The organism is Pseudomonas agarici, assembly GCF_900109755.1.
GTDB lineage: Bacteria > Pseudomonadota > Gammaproteobacteria > Pseudomonadales > Pseudomonadaceae > Aquipseudomonas > Aquipseudomonas agarici.
In genome coordinates, this window is record NZ_FOAR01000001.1 from 243,639 (window position 1) to 260,981 (window position 17,343).

At 59.0% G+C, this 17,343-nt stretch carries 22 protein-coding genes; 14 read left to right on the forward strand and 8 right to left on the reverse strand.

What is annotated here, in order from left to right:
• Positions 1 to 13: 13 nt before the first annotated feature.
• Positions 14 to 1,540 carry a glycoside hydrolase family 10-like protein gene (locus BMX68_RS01030; RefSeq protein WP_017130706.1) on the reverse strand — a complete coding sequence of 509 codons (1,527 nt, stop codon included), beginning with the start codon at positions 1,538 to 1,540 and terminating at the stop codon, positions 14 to 16.
• Positions 1,541 to 1,798: 258 nt separating this feature from the next.
• Between BMX68_RS01030 and BMX68_RS01035 the strand changes: the two genes are divergently transcribed.
• Positions 1,799 to 2,578: an N-acetylmuramoyl-L-alanine amidase gene (locus tag BMX68_RS01035; protein WP_017130705.1), complete on the forward strand. Its 780-nt coding sequence runs from the start codon at positions 1,799 to 1,801 to the stop codon at positions 2,576 to 2,578.
• Between the two features lie 84 nt (positions 2,579 to 2,662).
• Here the strand turns inward: BMX68_RS01035 and BMX68_RS01040 are convergent, their stop codons facing one another.
• The 3 genes from BMX68_RS01040 to BMX68_RS01045 all read right to left on the reverse strand — a co-directional run bounded on the left by BMX68_RS01040 (position 2,663) and on the right by BMX68_RS01045 (position 4,194).
• The gene (locus BMX68_RS01040; RefSeq protein ID WP_060782153.1) at positions 2,663 to 3,445 is read right to left on the reverse strand and encodes a class II aldolase/adducin family protein; all 783 of its coding nucleotides are present in this window, start codon (positions 3,443 to 3,445) and stop codon (positions 2,663 to 2,665) included.
• Between the two features lie 103 nt (positions 3,446 to 3,548).
• Positions 3,549 to 3,785: a hypothetical protein gene (locus BMX68_RS25260; protein ID WP_143063214.1), complete on the reverse strand. Its 237-nt coding sequence runs from the start codon at positions 3,783 to 3,785 to the stop codon at positions 3,549 to 3,551.
• A complete protein-coding gene (locus tag BMX68_RS01045) occupies positions 3,739 to 4,194 on the reverse strand; it encodes a flavodoxin (RefSeq protein ID WP_017130704.1) in 456 nt (151 codons plus the stop codon). The genes BMX68_RS25260 and BMX68_RS01045 overlap by 47 nt, the downstream gene beginning before the upstream one ends.
• Before the next feature lie 156 nt (positions 4,195 to 4,350).
• On the opposite strand from BMX68_RS01045, the gene BMX68_RS01050 reads away from it, so the two are divergent.
• Together BMX68_RS01050 and BMX68_RS01055 are read left to right on the forward strand one after the other, a co-directional pair.
• Positions 4,351 to 4,815: a PAS domain-containing protein gene (locus BMX68_RS01050; RefSeq protein ID WP_017130703.1), complete on the forward strand. Its 465-nt coding sequence runs from the start codon at positions 4,351 to 4,353 to the stop codon at positions 4,813 to 4,815.
• A gap of 69 nt (positions 4,816 to 4,884) precedes the next feature.
• On the forward strand, positions 4,885 to 5,499 hold the full coding sequence (locus BMX68_RS01055; protein ID WP_017130702.1) for a hypothetical protein: 615 nt from the start codon (positions 4,885 to 4,887) through the stop codon (positions 5,497 to 5,499).
• On the opposite strand, the gene BMX68_RS01060 is transcribed toward BMX68_RS01055, so the two are convergent.
• Positions 5,496 to 6,455: a MerR family transcriptional regulator gene (locus BMX68_RS01060; protein ID WP_017130701.1), complete on the reverse strand. Its 960-nt coding sequence runs from the start codon at positions 6,453 to 6,455 to the stop codon at positions 5,496 to 5,498. The two genes, BMX68_RS01055 and BMX68_RS01060, sit on opposite strands and share 4 nt — an antisense overlap.
• A 221-nt stretch (positions 6,456 to 6,676) precedes the next feature.
• Here BMX68_RS01060 and BMX68_RS01065 point away from each other — a divergent pair, with 221 nt between their 5' ends.
• The 6 genes from BMX68_RS01065 (at position 6,677) to BMX68_RS01090 (ending at position 9,394) form a co-directional block, all read left to right on the forward strand.
• Positions 6,677 to 6,931 (forward strand): putative antibiotic biosynthesis monooxygenase, encoded by a 255-nt coding sequence (locus tag BMX68_RS01065; protein WP_026013041.1) that lies wholly within the window; start codon positions 6,677 to 6,679, stop codon positions 6,929 to 6,931.
• Positions 6,932 to 7,002: 71 nt separating this feature from the next.
• On the forward strand, positions 7,003 to 7,713 hold the full coding sequence (gene folM, locus BMX68_RS01070; protein WP_017130700.1) for a dihydromonapterin reductase: 711 nt from the start codon (positions 7,003 to 7,005) through the stop codon (positions 7,711 to 7,713).
• 24 nt (positions 7,714 to 7,737) lie between these two features.
• Positions 7,738 to 8,298, forward strand: coding sequence for a GTP cyclohydrolase I FolE (folE, locus tag BMX68_RS01075; protein ID WP_017130699.1), 561 nt, complete (start codon positions 7,738 to 7,740; stop codon positions 8,296 to 8,298).
• 2 nt (positions 8,299 to 8,300) lie between these two features.
• Positions 8,301 to 8,672 carry a dihydroneopterin triphosphate 2'-epimerase gene (gene folX / locus BMX68_RS01080; protein WP_026013040.1) on the forward strand — a complete coding sequence of 124 codons (372 nt, stop codon included), beginning with the start codon at positions 8,301 to 8,303 and terminating at the stop codon, positions 8,670 to 8,672.
• Positions 8,673 to 8,765: 93 nt separating this feature from the next.
• A complete protein-coding gene (locus tag BMX68_RS01085; protein WP_017130697.1) occupies positions 8,766 to 9,059 on the forward strand; it encodes a DUF1244 domain-containing protein in 294 nt (97 codons plus the stop codon).
• Positions 9,056 to 9,394 (forward strand): HopJ type III effector protein, encoded by a 339-nt coding sequence (locus tag BMX68_RS01090; protein WP_017130696.1) that lies wholly within the window; start codon positions 9,056 to 9,058, stop codon positions 9,392 to 9,394. Before BMX68_RS01085 ends, BMX68_RS01090 begins: the two co-directional genes overlap by 4 nt.
• Before the next feature lie 81 nt (positions 9,395 to 9,475).
• On the opposite strand, the gene trxB is transcribed toward BMX68_RS01090, so the two are convergent.
• A complete protein-coding gene (trxB, locus tag BMX68_RS01095; protein ID WP_017130695.1) occupies positions 9,476 to 10,423 on the reverse strand; it encodes a thioredoxin-disulfide reductase in 948 nt (315 codons plus the stop codon).
• A gap of 315 nt (positions 10,424 to 10,738) precedes the next feature.
• Between trxB and cysZ the strand changes: the two genes are divergently transcribed.
• Together cysZ and BMX68_RS01110 are read left to right on the forward strand one after the other, a co-directional pair.
• Positions 10,739 to 11,488 carry a sulfate transporter CysZ gene (cysZ, locus tag BMX68_RS01105; RefSeq protein ID WP_017130694.1) on the forward strand — a complete coding sequence of 250 codons (750 nt, stop codon included), beginning with the start codon at positions 10,739 to 10,741 and terminating at the stop codon, positions 11,486 to 11,488.
• Between the two features lie 133 nt (positions 11,489 to 11,621).
• Entirely contained in the window at positions 11,622 to 12,800 is a 1,179-nt protein-coding gene (locus tag BMX68_RS01110) for a glycosyltransferase family 4 protein (RefSeq protein ID WP_017130693.1), read from the forward strand.
• 39 nt (positions 12,801 to 12,839) lie between these two features.
• On the opposite strand, the gene BMX68_RS01115 is transcribed toward BMX68_RS01110, so the two are convergent.
• Together BMX68_RS01115 and BMX68_RS01120 are read right to left on the reverse strand one after the other, a co-directional pair.
• Positions 12,840 to 13,322 (reverse strand): glutathione peroxidase, encoded by a 483-nt coding sequence (locus BMX68_RS01115; RefSeq protein WP_017130692.1) that lies wholly within the window; start codon positions 13,320 to 13,322, stop codon positions 12,840 to 12,842.
• Positions 13,323 to 13,457: 135 nt separating this feature from the next.
• Positions 13,458 to 13,943, reverse strand: coding sequence for an FKBP-type peptidyl-prolyl cis-trans isomerase (locus BMX68_RS01120; RefSeq protein WP_017130691.1), 486 nt, complete (start codon positions 13,941 to 13,943; stop codon positions 13,458 to 13,460).
• Here BMX68_RS01120 and BMX68_RS01125 point away from each other — a divergent pair.
• From BMX68_RS01125 to yihG, 3 genes are read left to right on the forward strand one after another with little or no spacing between them, the layout of a single operon-like run.
• A complete protein-coding gene (locus BMX68_RS01125) occupies positions 13,912 to 14,250 on the forward strand; it encodes a DUF3565 domain-containing protein (RefSeq protein ID WP_074861796.1) in 339 nt (112 codons plus the stop codon). The genes BMX68_RS01120 and BMX68_RS01125 overlap by 32 nt on opposite strands.
• Positions 14,251 to 14,304: 54 nt before the next feature.
• On the forward strand, positions 14,305 to 16,404 hold the full coding sequence (pta, locus tag BMX68_RS01130) for a phosphate acetyltransferase (RefSeq protein ID WP_017130689.1): 2,100 nt from the start codon (positions 14,305 to 14,307) through the stop codon (positions 16,402 to 16,404).
• Positions 16,405 to 17,310: a 1-acylglycerol-3-phosphate O-acyltransferase, YihG family gene (yihG, locus tag BMX68_RS01135; protein ID WP_017130688.1), complete on the forward strand. Its 906-nt coding sequence runs from the start codon at positions 16,405 to 16,407 to the stop codon at positions 17,308 to 17,310.
• The last annotated feature ends 33 nt before the right edge of the window (positions 17,311 to 17,343 follow it).

Here is a 17,343-nt window from a genome sequence, read left to right on the forward strand (position 1 = left end):
TTCGGTCGGGCGATCAATCCGAGAGGGTCATCCGGCTTTCCCGATGGTTCTCGTCCAGGGCGGTGACGGCATAGACGCACGCAGGCTCGCTTTGCGGCGGACTGTTCCAGATATGCAGGCAACCGGCGCGACGCAGGGTTGCCACCAGGCAATCGGCCCGGGCGATGTCCACAGCCACTCCTGAGGGGAAGCGGTAAATCGCGTAGTACCGGGTCTTGTCCACGGCATTGGCGCTGCTCTCATGCCATTTGACCTGTGTTCCCCAGTTATGCTGCTGTTGCTGCACACAAGACGGCGCCGCTGGCGGCTGCCCGGCTTTCCAGGGCATGGAGGGGATCAGCGCCGGATAACGCCAGATATCCGCGCGTATGGCCGCGATGGCGGCCTGAGTCTGGGGCGCTCGTAGGAAGCGCTGGCGAAACAGGATGCTGCCGCGAATCTCGGGAATATCGAGATTCCATCGCAATTGCCGATCGAGTTCGGCGCCCCCTTCGCCTTCGCTCCATTCCGGCTCCCGCTGGCTGGGCACCCCCACTTTGTAGAGTGCCTGACCGATATAGAGGTGAACATTTTTTCCGCGCACGGTATCCGCCCACCAGCGCGTCACGATATCGAACTGCGCCGCCTTCAGACCGAAAGTCCAATACACTTGCGGCGCAATGTAATCGATCAGTTCCTCCGTGACCCAAAGTCGGGTATCGGCATAACCGGCGTCATAATTCGGAATACCCGCCGAAGTATCGGACCCTCGGGGGTCGTCCTTGCGGTTACGCCAGACACCCGCGGGGCTGACACCGAACTTCAAGGCAGGCTTGAGTTCACGCAACTTGCGAGACAACTGTGAAATCAACCGGTAGGTATTATCACGACGCCAATCGCCTTTATTATCAAACGCCTGCCCATAGCGGGAAAATGTCGCCGCGTCGTCAAGTCTTGAGCTGGCGGATTCGTAATAGAAGTAGTCGTCGAAATGAATACCGTCGACATCATAGTTGAGCGCCACTTCCAAGACGCCTTGAATGACCCAGTCAACGGCCTCGGGGATGCCCGGATCCAGCACGAAGCGATCATAGGCCACTGCGACCCATTCCGGGTGCGCGACATACACGCTGGAGGGGGCCCCCGGTAACGTGTTGCGCAATGAGTCGACGGTGCTTTGCCGGGTATCCATCGATACACGGTAGGGGTTGAACCAGGCATGCAACTCCAGGTTTCTCGCATGGGCCTGTTCGATGACGAATGCCAGCGGATCGAAGCCGGGGTCCTGGCCCAGCGTACCGGTGAGCCAGGCCGACCAGGGCAGGATGGCCGACCGGAAAAATGCATCCGAACAGGGCTTTACCTGAAAGAACACGGCATTCATGTTCAGCTTGACCAGTTCGTCCAACTGCTCGATCAGCTCGTTTTTCTGTACTCTGACCCGTTCGGCCTCATCGCCGATCGTTGATGACGCCCGTGACGGCCAATCCAGGTTGGCTACCGTCGCCATCCAACTGGCGCGCAAATGATGTTTATCCGCATGAATAATATCGGTGTTCATTTGAATGTTCCTGTTTTATCGATAGACAGGCCCAAACCGCCATTTCATGCCTCGAAACAAGCGATGTATCATTGAGCACTCAGGCTTTAAAAAAACAAAATAGACAAACACCGTCAAGCCGTGGATCTGAGTCAATATATTTCCTGAAAATTCAGAAAACAAACTTCAAAACCTCCTACTGCTTTTTAAGAAAACTCTTAAAAAAATATTTCCCCGCAGCAACTATTGTATGCATTCACACCTAAAAGAGTTCACCTCATGAACATAATAAAATACAACGCTTACCGTGCTGATAAAAGTTTTGACAGCCGAGTCCGTTTTCTGGTGATGCATTATACGGCGACCAACTTCCAGTCTTCGATCAACAGCTTGACCGGCCCCCATGTCAGTGCCCACTATTTGGTGCCGGATCCAGACGATGCGTCCTACATTGCTGCCGGCTACAGTGCACAGAATATCTTCAACCTGGTCAACGAGAACGACCGCGCCTGGCACGCGGGAGCCAGCGCCTGGGGTAACCGGATCAATCTCAACGACAGTTCCATCGGCATCGAAATCGTCAACCTGGCGACCGACGACAATGGGCAGTTCACTTTCCCCCCCTATCCCCCCACCCAGATCGAGGCGATCAAGGAGCTGGCGCTGAATATCCTGGCGCGTTACCCCACCATCAGCCCGGTCAACGTGGTCGGCCACAGTGATATTTCAATAGGACGAAAAAGTGATCCGGGCGCGGCCTTCCCATGGCAGCAGTTGCATCAAGCCGGCATCGGCGCCTGGTACGACGAGACGACAAAAGATCATTACGTCAATCGTTTCACTGAGCGGGGCCTGCCCCAGCAAGCCAGCTTGCTGACGCTGTTCAAGACCTACGGCTACGAGACGTCGAAAGCGACCTCGGAGCAGGGTTTGTGGCAATTGATCCGCGCCTTTCAATTGCATTTCAGGGCCAGCAACTATGACGGTCGCCTGGATATCGAGACGGCCGCTCGCCTCGCGGCGCTGGTGAAAAAATACTTCCCTGCCTCCGCGATCTGAGAAAAGGCTGGAGCACAGACAGATCCGAGGCCAACGCAGTTGGCGATGTCGACCAGACGCCTAAGGGCATCTCGACCCGCGGCATTACACTCTGAACCCAGGGTCTTGCTGGTCGAGCTTGCGCAACAAGGCCGGCCAGGCCAGTGCCCCACCCATGCCCTGGGCACTGCGGGTCACTCCGGCAATCATCGCCTTGGCGCCGGCGAGAACCTGCGGTTCGATGGCAATCAGCTGTGCACCGCCATTTTGCGCAAGGACCTGGATATCGCAGGCGCGCTGGAAGACGAACATCATCAGGAAGGTATCGGCGATACTGGCACCACAGGTCAACAGACCATGGTTATGCAGCATCAAGAAATTGTTCGACCCCAGATCGGCCTGCAGGCGGGCCTTTTCCTCATGGTTGAGGGCTACACCTTCATAAGCGTGATAGGCCAGGCTCGACAGGACGAACAGCGACTGCTGGCTGATGGGCAATACCCCTTGGCGCTGCGCCGAAACCGCCACGCCTGCGGCGGTGTGAGTATGCAACACGCAGCTCACATCATGGCGGACTTCGTGGACGGCGCTGTGGATGGTGTAGCCGGCGGGGTTGATCTCATAGGGGCTGTCCATCAGCTTGTGCCCGGCCAGGTCGACTTTCACCAAGCTCGAGGCGCTGATTTCATGGAACATCAACCCATAAGGGTTGATCAGAAAATCTTCGGTACCCGGCACCTTGGCCGAGATATGCGTGAAGATCAGGTCATCCCAGCCATGCATCGCCACCAGACGGTAACAGGCTGCCAGATCGACGCGAGTCTGCCATTCGGCGGCGCTGACTTGATCCTTTATGCTCGCTGGGGTTGCAACAGGGGCTACGCTCACAGTACTGACCTCGGCATTGTTCTGTTTTGATCTTACTCGATTGTCCAACAGTCTAGTCAGCCCGTCGCCACCATGGGGTTGCATTGCCAGCCAGCTTGATGACTCAGCGGGTCAGCTTCGATGACGTAAGAAATAGTCCACTGCGCATCAAATCAGCGCCCGCAACAACGGCGCAGCAAACAACTTCAGCAGGCTCATCAACGCCGCAATAGAACAGCGGCATCTGCGCCATCAGCCAGCCGCTGCCCGGTTGCAACGCGGTCGGCTTGATCTTGTTCGAGGTGAACGCCCAATCAGCCCCGCAATACACTGATAAACGAAGCCAGCCAAGGCTCGGCATCGGTTTCGGGGGTGACACTTTCGCTGGCATCCAAGCGCAGCATCTCCTGCACTTCAGCCACACCGAGTTCGGCAAACAGCTCGCGAAACTGCTCACCAGCGCCACAGAAGGTGTCGCCGTAAGACGCATCGCCCAAGGCGATCACCGCACCGGGCAGGCCACGCCAGGCTGCCGGTAACTGGTCACGAATGGCCGAATAGAGCGGCTGTACATTATCCGGCAATTCACCCAGGCCGGTGGTGGCGGTCACCACCAGAAAGGCCTGTGGGGCGAAGGCCAGAATATCGGCCAGGCTGGCGCGAGGGTTGTGCCAGGCTTCGAATCCGGCGTTATCGAGAATCCGCTGGGCGTGACGGGCGACTTCTTCGGCTGTGCCGTAGACCGAGCCGGAAAGGATGGCGACCTTCATCAATCTGATCCTGGAGCAGAGTAAAAAGCGTAGGATATTAACAGGTGAGAAACATTCCCACTGAAAATTCATTTGTATCTACTGACTTGGCATTGACCATCCAGGACATTCTTTTACACTCCTGAGATTGCCAATGGACTGCGGATTATTTCAACGATGATCAACCCAAAACTGCTGCAACTGGTAATCGATGCCTCCAACGACGGTATCGTCGTCGCCGAACAGGAAGGCGAAGACAACATCCTGATCTACGCCAATCCGGCGTTCGAACGCCTGACCGGCTACAGCAACGAAGAAATTCTCTACCAGGATTGTCGCTTCCTGCAGTCCGGCGACCGCGACCAGCCGAACCTGGAGCTGATCCGCGAAGCGTTACGCAGCCGCAAGCCCTGTCGCCAGATCCTGCGCAACTATCGCAAGGACGGCACGCACTTCTGGAACGAGCTGTCGATTTCTCCAGTATTCAACGAGAGCGACCAACTGACCTATTTTGTCGGAGTCCAAAAAGATGTGACGGTCCAGGTCAAGGCTCAGCAGCGGGTGGCCCAATTGGAAGAGCAACTGGCCAAGGTCAAGGCAGAACTCGAAGCGCTCAAGGCGACCGGCGGTGCCAACCAATAGTGGAATCCGTTGTCTGAAGGTACATTCAGCGCTTTTTGCAGGCGCGTTTCCCACTTTTTGAGCTTGATCATGCACCGCGACGCCCTTCTGACTCCGGACGAGCTGGATTTCATACGGACCCTGCAACACAACCCGCAGCTCAACAAGCGCGATACTTCTTCAAGCTTGCTGGTCAATGGGGTGTCGCAAATCCGCGATCTGCTGACGCGCCTGGCGACCCATGAGCAAGTGACGATCCAGGCGCGCTTCGAAAACCAGAAAATGACCTTCCCCCTGCACCTGGTGGAAGACGAATTCCACGCCCAACATTTGCACGTGGGAGTGCCGAGTATCTACGAGGACGGGCCGATAGCCCGTCCCTGGCGGCTGACTCTGGACGAGCCAGTGGCCTTGGAAAACTCCCGAGGCCAATCCAGCGCCCTGGCGGTACGTGCGGTATCGTTCCAGGGTGTGCTGGTGGAAAGTCGCAACGGCATCAAGCCCCCCAGGCAGTTCGCCCAGTGGTTCAGCCCTCCGGGGTATGAGCGCATTGCCTTGCGTGGGCGGTTCGAGCGGGAAGCCGAGCAAGGCCTATATGCCTATCGGCTCAGCCAGAGCGATGAGAGCGAAACCGAACGGCTGCGCCAGTACATTCTGCAACAGCATCGCCTGGCCCATCCGCAATTTCACAGCGAGCCCCATTAGGTATCCAGCTTGCCCGCCAGCAGTTGCTGCAGGCGTTGGCGCATCTGCTGCCCGTCATGCCCCAGGCAACCAATACTGGTGCCTTCAAGGGAGTCTTGCAGCAGATCCGCCACATCGCCGGCAAGCATCACCGGGCACTCCACCGCCAGCGCCAGCCGATTCAGCCGGCGCGACAAATCCGAGGCCGGCGAACGGTTGGAGTACAGCACCAACACCCGCGGCCGGACCTTTTCACAAATCAGCGGCAACTCATCGAAAGGTTGCCCGATGGCCAGCACACTGACCGGGCGCTCGCCGTTGCCGAGCAACAAGCCGGCCACCAATAATTCCAGCTCGCGACAGTCCCCTGGCAATGCAGCGAGGACAATCCGCTCCAGGGGGGCCCCTCTGGCCGATTGCAGTCGCTGCAACACCCGACCACGCAGGAAACTGTCGAGGAACAGCCATTCGCTGGCCTGCCCGAATGCACCGCGCTGGGCGCGCAGATCCTGCCAGAGCGGCATCAGGATATTTTGGAAGACCACCGTCAGCGGGTAGCTGGAAAAAATCTGCCCGTACACACGTTCCAGCGCCAGCTCATCAAAGGCACTGATCGCGCCGCCCAACTGAATCTGGCATTGGCGCCAATCATCCACAGGCAGCGGCACCAAGGGGTCAGTCGACGGCGCACGGGCCGCCGCCGTCTTTGCCAGGATCTTGCCCACTTTGCTGACCGCCACCCCACGCTCGATCCAACCGAGAATGCTGCGTACAGTCTCGATATCGCTCATGGCGTAGAGCCGATGACCGCTTTCGGTACGTGTCGGCTGAATCAGGCCGTAGCGGCGCTCCCAGGCGCGCAGGGTGACCGGATTCACACCCGTCAGGCGCGAAACCTCCCGAATGGGAAACAACTCGTCCTGCTTCAACGCCGGCAAAGACAGCGATAATGGTGCAAGTTCGGTAATGACGGCCATATTTTCCACATCAATGTGTAAAATTTTGTAGATATTCTAGCTTACATCGACTGACTTTCTTCAAACATGGAACAATGTATTCGATATCTCGGACAGTTTTTCCAAAAAACAGGGAATAACTCTTGCCTGTTTTTCGGACACAGCCCACTACTGAGCGTAGCGTTTTAAGTGAGCCCTACTCGGTTTTGCGCCAAGACCTAACGTCCTCACTCATCACCACGATGATCGGACATCGCGTCGCCACCGACCGTCATCAGGATATGTTGGCCCTGTTTCAGGAAGGTGAAACAACCGGCTACCGACTGCAGGGCTACTTGGCTTTCGGTGTGCTGGCCTCGCCTCTCGCCGACAGCCACTTCCAGAGGCTCTTGAGTTTCAGCGACGCCACCTTGCATGCCCCGGAGCGCTCGACCTTGTACCTGAACGTGGCAGCGAGCTGTTCGCAGGCCTTGCGCGGACTCGCCACAGGGTTGTAGAAGGCGTGTCGCTGGTATAGTTTGACTTCAACGTCAATCCACACCTCCTCACTGCTTGTCGCGAGCCCTCGATGCCATCGTTCCCCGCCCCGATCCTGATCACCGGCGCCAGCCAGCGCGTCGGCCTGTACTGTGCAGAGCGGCTGCTGGCGGACGGTTGTCCAGTGATTGTCAGTTACCGCAGTGAGCGGCCTGGTCTGCAGGCCTTGCGCAAACGGGGGGCGATCACGCTATTCGCCGACTTTGCCAGCGAAGTCGGCATCCTAACCTTTATCGACAGCCTGAAGCAGCACACCGACAGCCTGCGGGCGATCGTTCACAACGCCTCGGCCTGGCTCGCCGAAACACCGGGAGACGAAACCGAAGCGTTTACCCGGATGTTCAGCATCCATATGTTGGCGCCGTACCTGATCAACCTGCATTGCGCCGACCTGCTGCGGCAATCGCCACTCGCCGATATCGTGCATATCAGCGACGACGTGACGCGCAAGGGCAGCAGCAAGCACGTCGCTTATTGCGCCAGCAAGGCTGGACTGGACAACCTGACATTGTCCTTCGCTGCTAAATACGCGCCAAAAATCAAGGTCAACGGCATCGCCCCAGCGCTGCTAATGTTCAACCCTGACGACGAGGCAGCGTACCGCGCCAAGGCTCTGGCCAAATCGGCCTTGGGTATCGAGCCTGGCGCCGAGGTGCTATACCAGAGCCTGCGCTACCTGCTGGACAACCCCTACGTCACTGGCACAACCTTGACCGTCAATGGCGGTCGGCACCTTAAATAAGCCGCACCGCGAGGAAACATTGCAATGAGCGCTACGTTGCCTGAGCATTATCGCGAGATTCTCCTGGGTCTGGGCGAAGACCCCGACCGCGAGGGGCTTCTGGACACCCCGAAACGGGCAGCCAAAGCCATGCAGTACCTGTGTCACGGCTATTCCGTGAACCTCGATGAAGTGGTCAACGGCGCGCTGTTCGCTTCCGACAACGACGAAATGGTGATCGTCAAGGACATCGAGTTGTACTCGCTGTGCGAACACCATCTGTTGCCCTTCATCGGTAGGGCTCATGTGGCCTATATCCCGACCGGCAAGGTACTGGGGCTGTCGAAGATCGTGCGGATCGTCGACATGTTCGCCCGGCGCCTGCAGATCCAGGAGAACCTGACACGGGAAATCGCCGACGCCATCCAGCAAGTGACCAGCGCCGCCGGTGTCGCGGTGGTCATCGAAGCGCAGCACATGTGCATGATGATGCGCGGCGTGGAAAAACAGAATTCGACCATGAACACCTCGGTGATGCTCGGCGCCTTGCGCGACTCGAACACCACCCGCATGGAGTTCCTGCAACTGATCGGACGGAGCAAGTAACGATGCCACAACTTCAACCGGGAATGGCCCGGATCCGGGTCAAGGACCTGAACCTGCGCACGTTTATCGGCATCAACGAGGAGGAGATCCTCAACAAGCAAGATGTGCTGATCAACCTCACCATCCTGTATGCCGCCCAGGAAGCCGTGCGCGACAACGATATCGACCACGCGCTGAACTACCGCACCATCACCAAAGCGATCATTCAGCATGTGGAAGGCAACCGCTTTGCGCTGCTCGAACGCTTGACCCAGGAGTTGCTGGACTTGGTCATGAGCAACGAGCCGGTGCTCTACGCCGAAGTCGAAGTCGACAAGCCCCATGCCCTGCGATTCGCCGAGTCGGTGTCGATCACCCTGGCGGCAAGCCGCTGAGCCACTGCTCCCTTGAGTGACCTGGCATTCGACGCGCCAGGCTCTTATCATCGCGGCCTAGGTTTAACTCCCCCTTCAAGCACAGAGCCCACCATGACCGAGCAAGAACGCCTCGAAGTCGAAGCCGCCGCCTTTCGTCGGTTGGTCGCCCACTTGGACAGCCGCAAGGACGTCCAGAACATCGACCTGATGAACCTCGCCGGCTTCTGCCGTAACTGCCTGTCCAAGTGGTACAAGGCCGAAGCCGATGAACGCCAGATCGCGCTGAGCCTCAACGAGGCTCATGAAGTGGTCTACGGCATGCCTTATGCTGCGTGGAAAGCCCAATACCAGCGAGAAGCCAGTGCCGAACAACAGGCGACATTCGCCAAAAAGGAAAATTCATGACTGATATAAATACCCTGCGCGCAAGCCTCGACAGTGGCGAGCATCTCTTTGCCGACACCTTGGCGTTTATCGCCGCGGGCTACGACTACCAGCCACAGGCTTTCAACAATGGCGGCCTGGAAAATGCCGCCGGGCAGAACGAAGGTTCGTGCAAGACCCTGGGCCTCGCATTGCTCGAAGGCCTGAGCGATCAGCAAGCGCTGCTGGCATTCGGCGAGCACTACCGCTCGGTACTGGCCACTCCCGAGGGCAGTGACCACGGCAATATCCGCGCGCTGATCAAGCACGGCCTGGCGGGCGTGGAATTCACCGCGCAGCCGCTCAAGCGCCGCTGATTCTAGAACGCTGGTCGAGGTTCGACGACCAGCGCTATGTTCTGCCAGCCTGAGTGCGATAGGCTGGCAGAACTTAGCGATCTACAGACCGTCCAGATAACGCTCGGTATCCAACGCGGCCATGCAACCGGCACCGGCCGAGGTAATTGCCTGACGATACACGTGGTCAGCCACGTCGCCCGCAGCGAACACCCCCTCAACGCTGGTCGCGGTCGCATTGCCATCACGACCGCTCTGCACCACCAGATAGCCGTCTTTGAGAGCCAGTTGGCCTTCGAACAACGAAGTGTTCGGCGTGTGGCCGATAGCGATGAACACACCATCGACTTTCAGCTCGTCGAAGCTGCCGTCATTGTTTTTCAGACGAGCACCGGTCACGCCCATATTGTCGCCCAGGACTTCATCCAGAGTCGCGTTGAGCTTGAGCACAATCTTGCCTTCGGCGACGCGGGCGTGCAGCTTGTCGATCAGGATTTTTTCGGCGCGGAAAGTCTCGCGGCGGTGAATCAGGGTCACAGTGCTGGCGATATTGGCCAGATACAGCGCCTCTTCCACCGCCGTGTTGCCGCCACCGACTACGGCGACCGGCTTGTTGCGATAGAAGAAACCGTCGCAGGTAGCGCAGGCGGAAACGCCCTTGCCCATGAAGGCTTCTTCCGAAGGCAAGCCCAAATAACGGGCGCTGGCGCCGGTGGCGATGATCAGCGCATCGCAGGTGAAAGTGCCGCTGTCGCCCACCAGGGTATAGGGCTTCTTCGCCAGGTCCACGGCATTGATGTGGTCGAAGATGACTTCCGTTTCGAAGCGCTCGGCGTGTTCACGCATACGCTCCATCAACACCGGGCCGGTCAGGCCATGTACGTCACCGGGCCAGTTGTCGACTTCGGTGGTGGTGGTCAACTGACCGCCAGCCTGCATGCCAGTGATCAGCAGCGGCTTGAGGTTGGCGCGAGCCGCATAGACCGCAGCACTGTAACCGGCAGGGCCGGAACCGAGAATAATCACTCGCGAATGGCGTACTTCAGACATGACTCACTCCTATCGATCGCCCATAAGGCACCGGGTCGAAACCCCGGTAAACCGGCTGGAATAAAAAAGAACCGCGAAAGCGCTTGGGGAAGGCTTTGTAGCACACAGTCCCGAAAAATAATGATGCGTAGCGTATCGAGGGAGCGAAGATTAAGGAAGTACGCAATAACAATCCAGCTCATAGCAGGTCTCTATTCTGAACCAGGTCCTGCGCGACACCTTTATTAGTGAAACCGTTACCGCAAATATCAGCCCTTTCACCGCCCGTGCAAAGCCGGTAAGGTCTGCGCGTTTTCCCCTGCTTCGGAGCCCGCTATGCCCGCACCTGTCATGTCCGGCCCACAATACCTGCGCGAGGGCCTCAAGCTGGTCCTAAGCCCTGGGCTACGACTGTTTGTCCTGCTGCCGTTGCTGATCAACCTGGTGCTGTTCGTCGGACTGATCTATTTCGCCGGGCATCAGTTCAGCCTCTGGGTCGATCACCTGATGCCGACCCTGCCCCATTGGCTGAGCTTTCTCAACTACATTCTCTGGCCGCTATTCGTGGCGCTGGTGATACTGATGGTGTTCTTCAGCTTCACCCTGCTGGCAAACATCATTGCCTCCCCTTTCAATGGGTTTCTCGCGGAAAAGGTCGAAGTGGTGGTACGCGGAACCGATGATTTCCCGGCCTTCAGTTGGACCGAACTGCTGGCGATGGTGCCACGGACGCTGGCGCGGGAAATGCGCAAGCTGGGCTACTTCCTGCCACGGGCCCTCGGTTTGTTCGTGCTGTCCTTCATCCCCGTGGTGAATATCATTGCCGCGCCGCTGTGGCTGCTGTTCGGGGTGTGGATGATGGCGATCCAATACATCGACTATCCGGCGGATAACCACAAACTGGGCTGGAACGAAATGCTCGCCTGGCTGCGCCAGAAGCGCTGGCAGAGCATGAGCTTCGGCGGCATCGTTTACCTGGTGCTGCTGATTCCGGTGGTGAACATTTTGATGATGCCGGCGGCTGTGGCTGGCGCCACCCTGTTCTGGGTGCGTGAACGCGGCAACGAGGCCTTGGCGCAACCTTAGCACCAGGCAGATGGCGCCGGAGCCGATCAAGCCTCCGGCGTTCAATTCGGCGCAAGAGGGCAAAAACAGCCCCGTCATAAATTCATCACCCAACTGCCACGGTGTCGCAACGGCATGGCACGATACTTCATGCATGATGACACCTCTGCATATCGCCCTGATCACCGAAACCTACCCGCCCGAGATCAACGGGGTGGCCAATACCCTTGGCCGCCTATGTGACGGTCTACGCGCTCGTGGTCACCGCATCGAGCTGGTGCGTCCACGCCAAAGCGCCGACCAGACCCGCCCCAGCGACACCGAACTGCTGCTCTGCCGCGGCTGGCCACTGCCCGGTTATCCGGGCCTGCAATGGGGACAGTGGTCGATGCACAAGTTGTTGCGCCGCTGGAAGCACCAGCGTCCGAATGTGCTGTATATCGCTACGGAGGGGCCGCTGGGCCTTTCTGCGTTGTGTGCTGCCCGGCGCCTGGGGATTTCGGTGGTGAGCGGTTTCCATACTAATTTCCAGCAGTACTCCAACCAGTACGGACTGGGGATGCTCACGCGGCCCCTGACCCATTACCTGCGCTGGTTTCACAATCGTTCCAAGTTGACCCTGGTGCCCAGTGTCAGTCAACGTCTGGAGCTGGAGCGCAGACACTTCGAACGACTGGAGCTGCTATCCAGGGGTGTCGATAGCCAGTTGTTCCACCCGGCCAAACGGCTGAACGACTTGCGCGAAAGCTGGGGACTGACACAGGACGATATTGCAGTGATGTATGTCGGGCGCCTGGCGACCGAGAAAAACCTTGGCCTGCTAGTCCGCGCATTCCGGGCTTTGCAGACGACTTATCCGCAGCGAGTGATGAAGCTGATCGTAGTCGGTGACGGCCCGCAGCGGACCTCCCTGGCAGCAAACCTGCCTGAGACACTCTTCTGTGGGACCCAGCGCGGCGAAGCGCTGGCGGCCCACTACGCCTCAGGGGATCTGTTCCTGTTTCCGAGCCTCACCGAAACCTTTGGCAACGTGGTGCTTGAGGCATTGGCTTCGGGGTTAGCGGTGGTCGCCTACGACGAGGCTGCCGCCGCCCAGCATATTCGGCATGGCTACAACGGCGTGCTGGCAATGCCTGGGGACGAAGAAGCTTTTTGTGAGGCAGCTTGCTGGTTGCTCGAGGGCCGGGAAACCTTACGCAATGTGCGCCTGAATGCCCGCCAGCATGCCAGCCGGCAGGGCTGGCGGGCGATCGTCGAACAGTTCGAGAAGCAACTTCGGGGAGCCTGTGAAGCGGAGCATGGGCAACCCCATGCAACACCCGCCGCCAGGTAAATCAGTGGTGAGCAAGCCTGCTCCGACGGGAAGCGGGTATCAGGCCAGGGCCTTCTCGATAGCCTGGACCACCGATGGATCGTCCGGCGCGGTACGCGGCGAGAAACGCGCAAGCACACGCCCATCCTTGCCCAACAGGAATTTTTCAAAATTCCAAGTGATGTCTCCGGGAAACTCGGCGCCTTCACCCGCCAGCAACTGATACAGATGGTGGCGGGCGGGACCGTTGACCTCCAGCTTGCTGCTCAACGGAAAGCTCACGCCATAGTTGAGGCTGCAGAACTCGCGAATTTCCTCTTTGGTCCCAGGCTCCTGCCCGGCAAACTGATTGCACGGCAGGCCCAGCACCATCAAGCCTTGATCCTTGTATTGCTGGTAGAGGTTTTCCAGCGCGGCGTACTGCGGCGTCAAACCACACTTGGAGGCAACATTGACCACCAGCACGACATTCCCCTTGAAGGGTGCCAGAGGTAGGTCCTGGCCATCCAGCGCTTCTAGCGTAAGGTCGTGAAAAACACTCATGACGAACTCCCGATATTCCCGTGTGACGTCGCGACATTGTGGCCTGACACCCCGAGCGGTTTCCAGATAAAAACCGCGTCGGACTAAAAAAAGCGCCCGTGGGCGCCTTCAGCTAGCAGAGCCTGGCAACACCAATCAGTGGTGATGACCACCTTCGCCATGGACATGGCCATGAGCAATTTCTTCCTGGCTGGCGTCACGGATATCGACGATCTTGACCTGGAAATTCAAACGCTGGCCAGCCAGCGGGTGGTTGCCGTCAACGGTAACGTCGTCGCCGTCCAGATCACGAATGGTCACGATCTGCATCTGGCCGTCCGGCGCGGACGCGTGGAACTGCATGCCCACCTCCAGTTCGTCGACGCCTTCGAACATGCTGCGGCTGAGGGTGCTGACCAGCTCGGCGGCGTATTCGCCGTAGGCATCTTCAGGCTCAACGGCTACGCTCAGCTCGTCGCCGACCGCCTTGCCTTCCAGGGCCTTTTCCAGGCCCGGAATGATGTTTCCCGCACCTTGCAGGTAGACCAGCGGCGCGCCGCCGGCAGAGCTGTCGATGACCTCACCAGCGTCGTTGGTCAGGGTATAGTCAATGGAGACAGCCTTATTAGCGGCGATCAGCATGGGGCGAGACCTTTTGCATAAGAATGAAGAGTGTACAAGTTTAAACAAGGATTCATCCGAAAGCGAACGGAACCCGGATGGGCGGGTCATGACGAACCAGTCGATCATCAGCGGCTTCCATCAGGATGAGGACGGACACTGGGTGGTCGAGCTGTCCTGCGGTCATACTCAGCATCTGCGCCATCAGCCGCCGTGGCAGTCCCGTGACTGGGTGCTGGATCCCGCCCGGCGTGCGGCAAAAATCGGCCAGCCCTTTGCATGTGGTTGGTGCGCACAAGGCAAGGTTAGCGCTAACCTTGCCGTCTGAATCCTGCGATGGGCCAGTGATAGATCCTCGCACTCGCTCCTTTAGAGACTAGGCATGCAAACTTTTTTTATCGCGCCCACCGATTTTGGCGTGGGTCTGACCTCGATCAGCCTCGGGCTGGTACGGACACTGGAACGCGCCGGCCTGAAAGTCGGCTTTTTCAAACCCATTGCCCAGCCGCATCCGGGTGATACCGGACCTGAGCGCTCGACCGAACTGGTGGCCCGCACCCATGGCCTCAAGCCCCCACAGCCACTGGGTCTGGCTCATGTCGAACGGATGCTTGGCGACGGCCAGCTCGACGAACTGCTGGAAGAAATCATTACGCTCTACCAGAGGGCCGCCGTCGACAAGGATGTGCTGGTGGTCGAAGGCATGGTCCCGACCCGCAGCGCCAGCTATGCCGCGCGGGTCAACCTGCATCTGGCCAAAAGCCTGGATGCCGAGGTGATCCTGGTCTCGACGCCGGAAAACGAAGTGCTGACCGAACTGTCCGGCCGAGTGGAGTTACAAGCGCAGTTGTTTGGCGGTCCCAAGGACCCGAAGGTCCTCGGCGTGATCCTCAACAAGGTGCGTACCGAGGAAAGCATGCAAGACTTTGCCGCTCGCCTCAAGGAGCACTCGCCGTTGCTGCGCAGCGGGGACTTCCGCCTACTGGGCTGCATTCCGTACCAGCCGGAGCTCAACGCCCCGCGTACCCGCGATGTCGCCGACCTGCTGGGAGCCCAGGTGCTCAACGCCGGCGACTATGAAACCCGACGCATGTCGAACATCATCATCTGCGCCCGCACCGTGCTCAATACCCTGCAATTGCTCAAGCCGGGCGTGCTGGTAGTAACGCCAGGCGACCGCGACGACATCATCCTCGCCGTCAGCCTGGCGGCGCTCAATGGCGTGCCCCTGGCCGGCCTGCTGCTGACCAGCGACACCAAGCCCGACCCGCGCCTCATGGAGCTGTGTCGCGGCGCCTTGCAGGCCGGCCTGCCGGTGTTGTCGGTCAGTACCGGCTCCTACGACACCGCCAATCGACTCAACAGCCTGAACAAGGAAATTCCCATCGATGACCGTGAGCGGGCGGAAATCATCACCGACTTCGTCGCCGGCCACCTCGATGCTCAATGGCTGCACCAACGCTGCGGCACTCCACGGGAAATGCGCCTGACACCGGCGGTATTCCGTTATCAGTTGATCCAGCGAGCCCAGCAAGCCAACAAGCGTATCGTCCTGCCCGAGGGCAGCGAACCGTTGACGGTCCAGGCTGCGGCGATCTGTCAGGCGCGGGGCATCGCCCGTTGCGTCCTGTTGGCCAAACCGGCGGATGTCGCGGCGGTTGCCCAGGCTCACGGTTTCGAACTACCACCGGGCCTGGAGATTCTCGACCCGGACGAGATTCGCGGACGTTATGCCGAGCCCATGGTCGCCCTACGCAAGAGCAAGAGCCTCAATACGCCCATGGCCGAGCAGCAGTTGGAGGACACCGTGGTGATCGGCACCATGATGCTCGCCCTGGACGAGGTCGATGGCCTGGTGTCCGGGGTGATCCACTCGACCGCGAACACCATCCGCCCGGCCCTGCAACTGATCAAGACCGCGCCGGGCCGCTCCCTGGTCTCGTCGGTGTTCTTCATGCTGTTCCCCGAGCAGGTGCTGGTCTACGGCGACTGCGTGATGAACCCGCACCCCTCCGCTGCCGAGCTGGCGGAAATCGCCCTGCAGAGTGCCGACTCGGCACAGGCGTTCGGCATCACCCCACGGGTGGCGATGATCAGCTATTCAAGTGGTGAATCGGCCAGCGGCGAGGAAGTCGAGAAGGTTCGCGAAGCCACCTTGTTGGCGCACGAATCTCAGCGCGACTTGTTGATCGACGGCCCGTTGCAGTACGACGCCGCCGCCAACGAAAATGTCGCCCGGCAACTGGCTCCCAACAGTCAGGTCGCCGGTCGCGCCACGGTGTTCGTGTTCCCCGATCTGAACACCGGCAACACCACCCACAAAGCCGTGCAACGTAGCGCCGACTGCGTCAGCCTGGGACCGATGCTGCAAGGCCTGCGCAAGCCGGTCAACGATCTGCCACGGGGCGCCCAGGTGGACGATATCGTCTACACCATCGCCCTGACCGCGATCCAAGCCGCCAACCGACCTGTGGATATCTAAATGATCAGCTTCCTCCCGGCCCCGTTGCGAGGCGTGATTGCCTCCCTACTGTTGGCGTTCAATACCCTCCTGCTGTGCTCGTTCTTGTTCTGCGTGGCGCTGTTCAAGGCCCTGCCTTTTGTCTTGACGCGGCGTTTCAGCGACTGGTTGATGAACCATATCCATGAGGTCTGGATCAGCCACAACAAGGTCTGGATGCGCTGGGTCCGGCACACTCGCTGGCATGTCAGCGGCCTGGAAGGCCTGGACTACCAGCACTCCTATCTGGTGACCAGTAACCACCAGAGCTGGGTCGATATCATGGTCCTGCAGTACGTTCTCAACCGGAAGATCCGTCCATTGAAGTTCTTTCTCAAGCAGGAACTGATCTGGGTACCGGTGATCGGCCTGGCCTGGTGGGCCCTCGGTTTTCCTTTCATGAAGCGCTACTCCAAAGCGTATCTGCACAAGCACCCGGAAAAAAAGGGTAAGGACCTGGAAACCACCCGCAAGACCTGCGCGAAGTTTCGCAACCACCCGGTGGCTATCTTCAACTTTGCCGAAGGCACACGCTTTACCCCAGGCAAACACGCGCAGCAGCAATCACCATTCCGTTACCTGCTCAAACCCAAGGCCGGTGGGATCGCCTTTGTGCTGGATGCCATGGGCGAGCAGTTGGAGTCCATCATCAATGTGACCCTACATTATCCAGGGGGAACACCTGGCTATTGGGACCTGTTATGCGGCAACGTGCGGGACGTGGTGGTGCATTTCGAAGAGCTGCAGATCCCGCCGCAGTTCATCGGAGGGAACTATGACCAGGACGGCGAGTACCGCCTGGCGTTCCAAGGCTGGATCAACCAACTATGGGAAAACAAAGATGCACTGCTGGCACAGATGCACCGTGAATATCCAGCCAGTTCTTGAGCCATAAAGGCGGTTATGGCGCCAGCAAAAAGC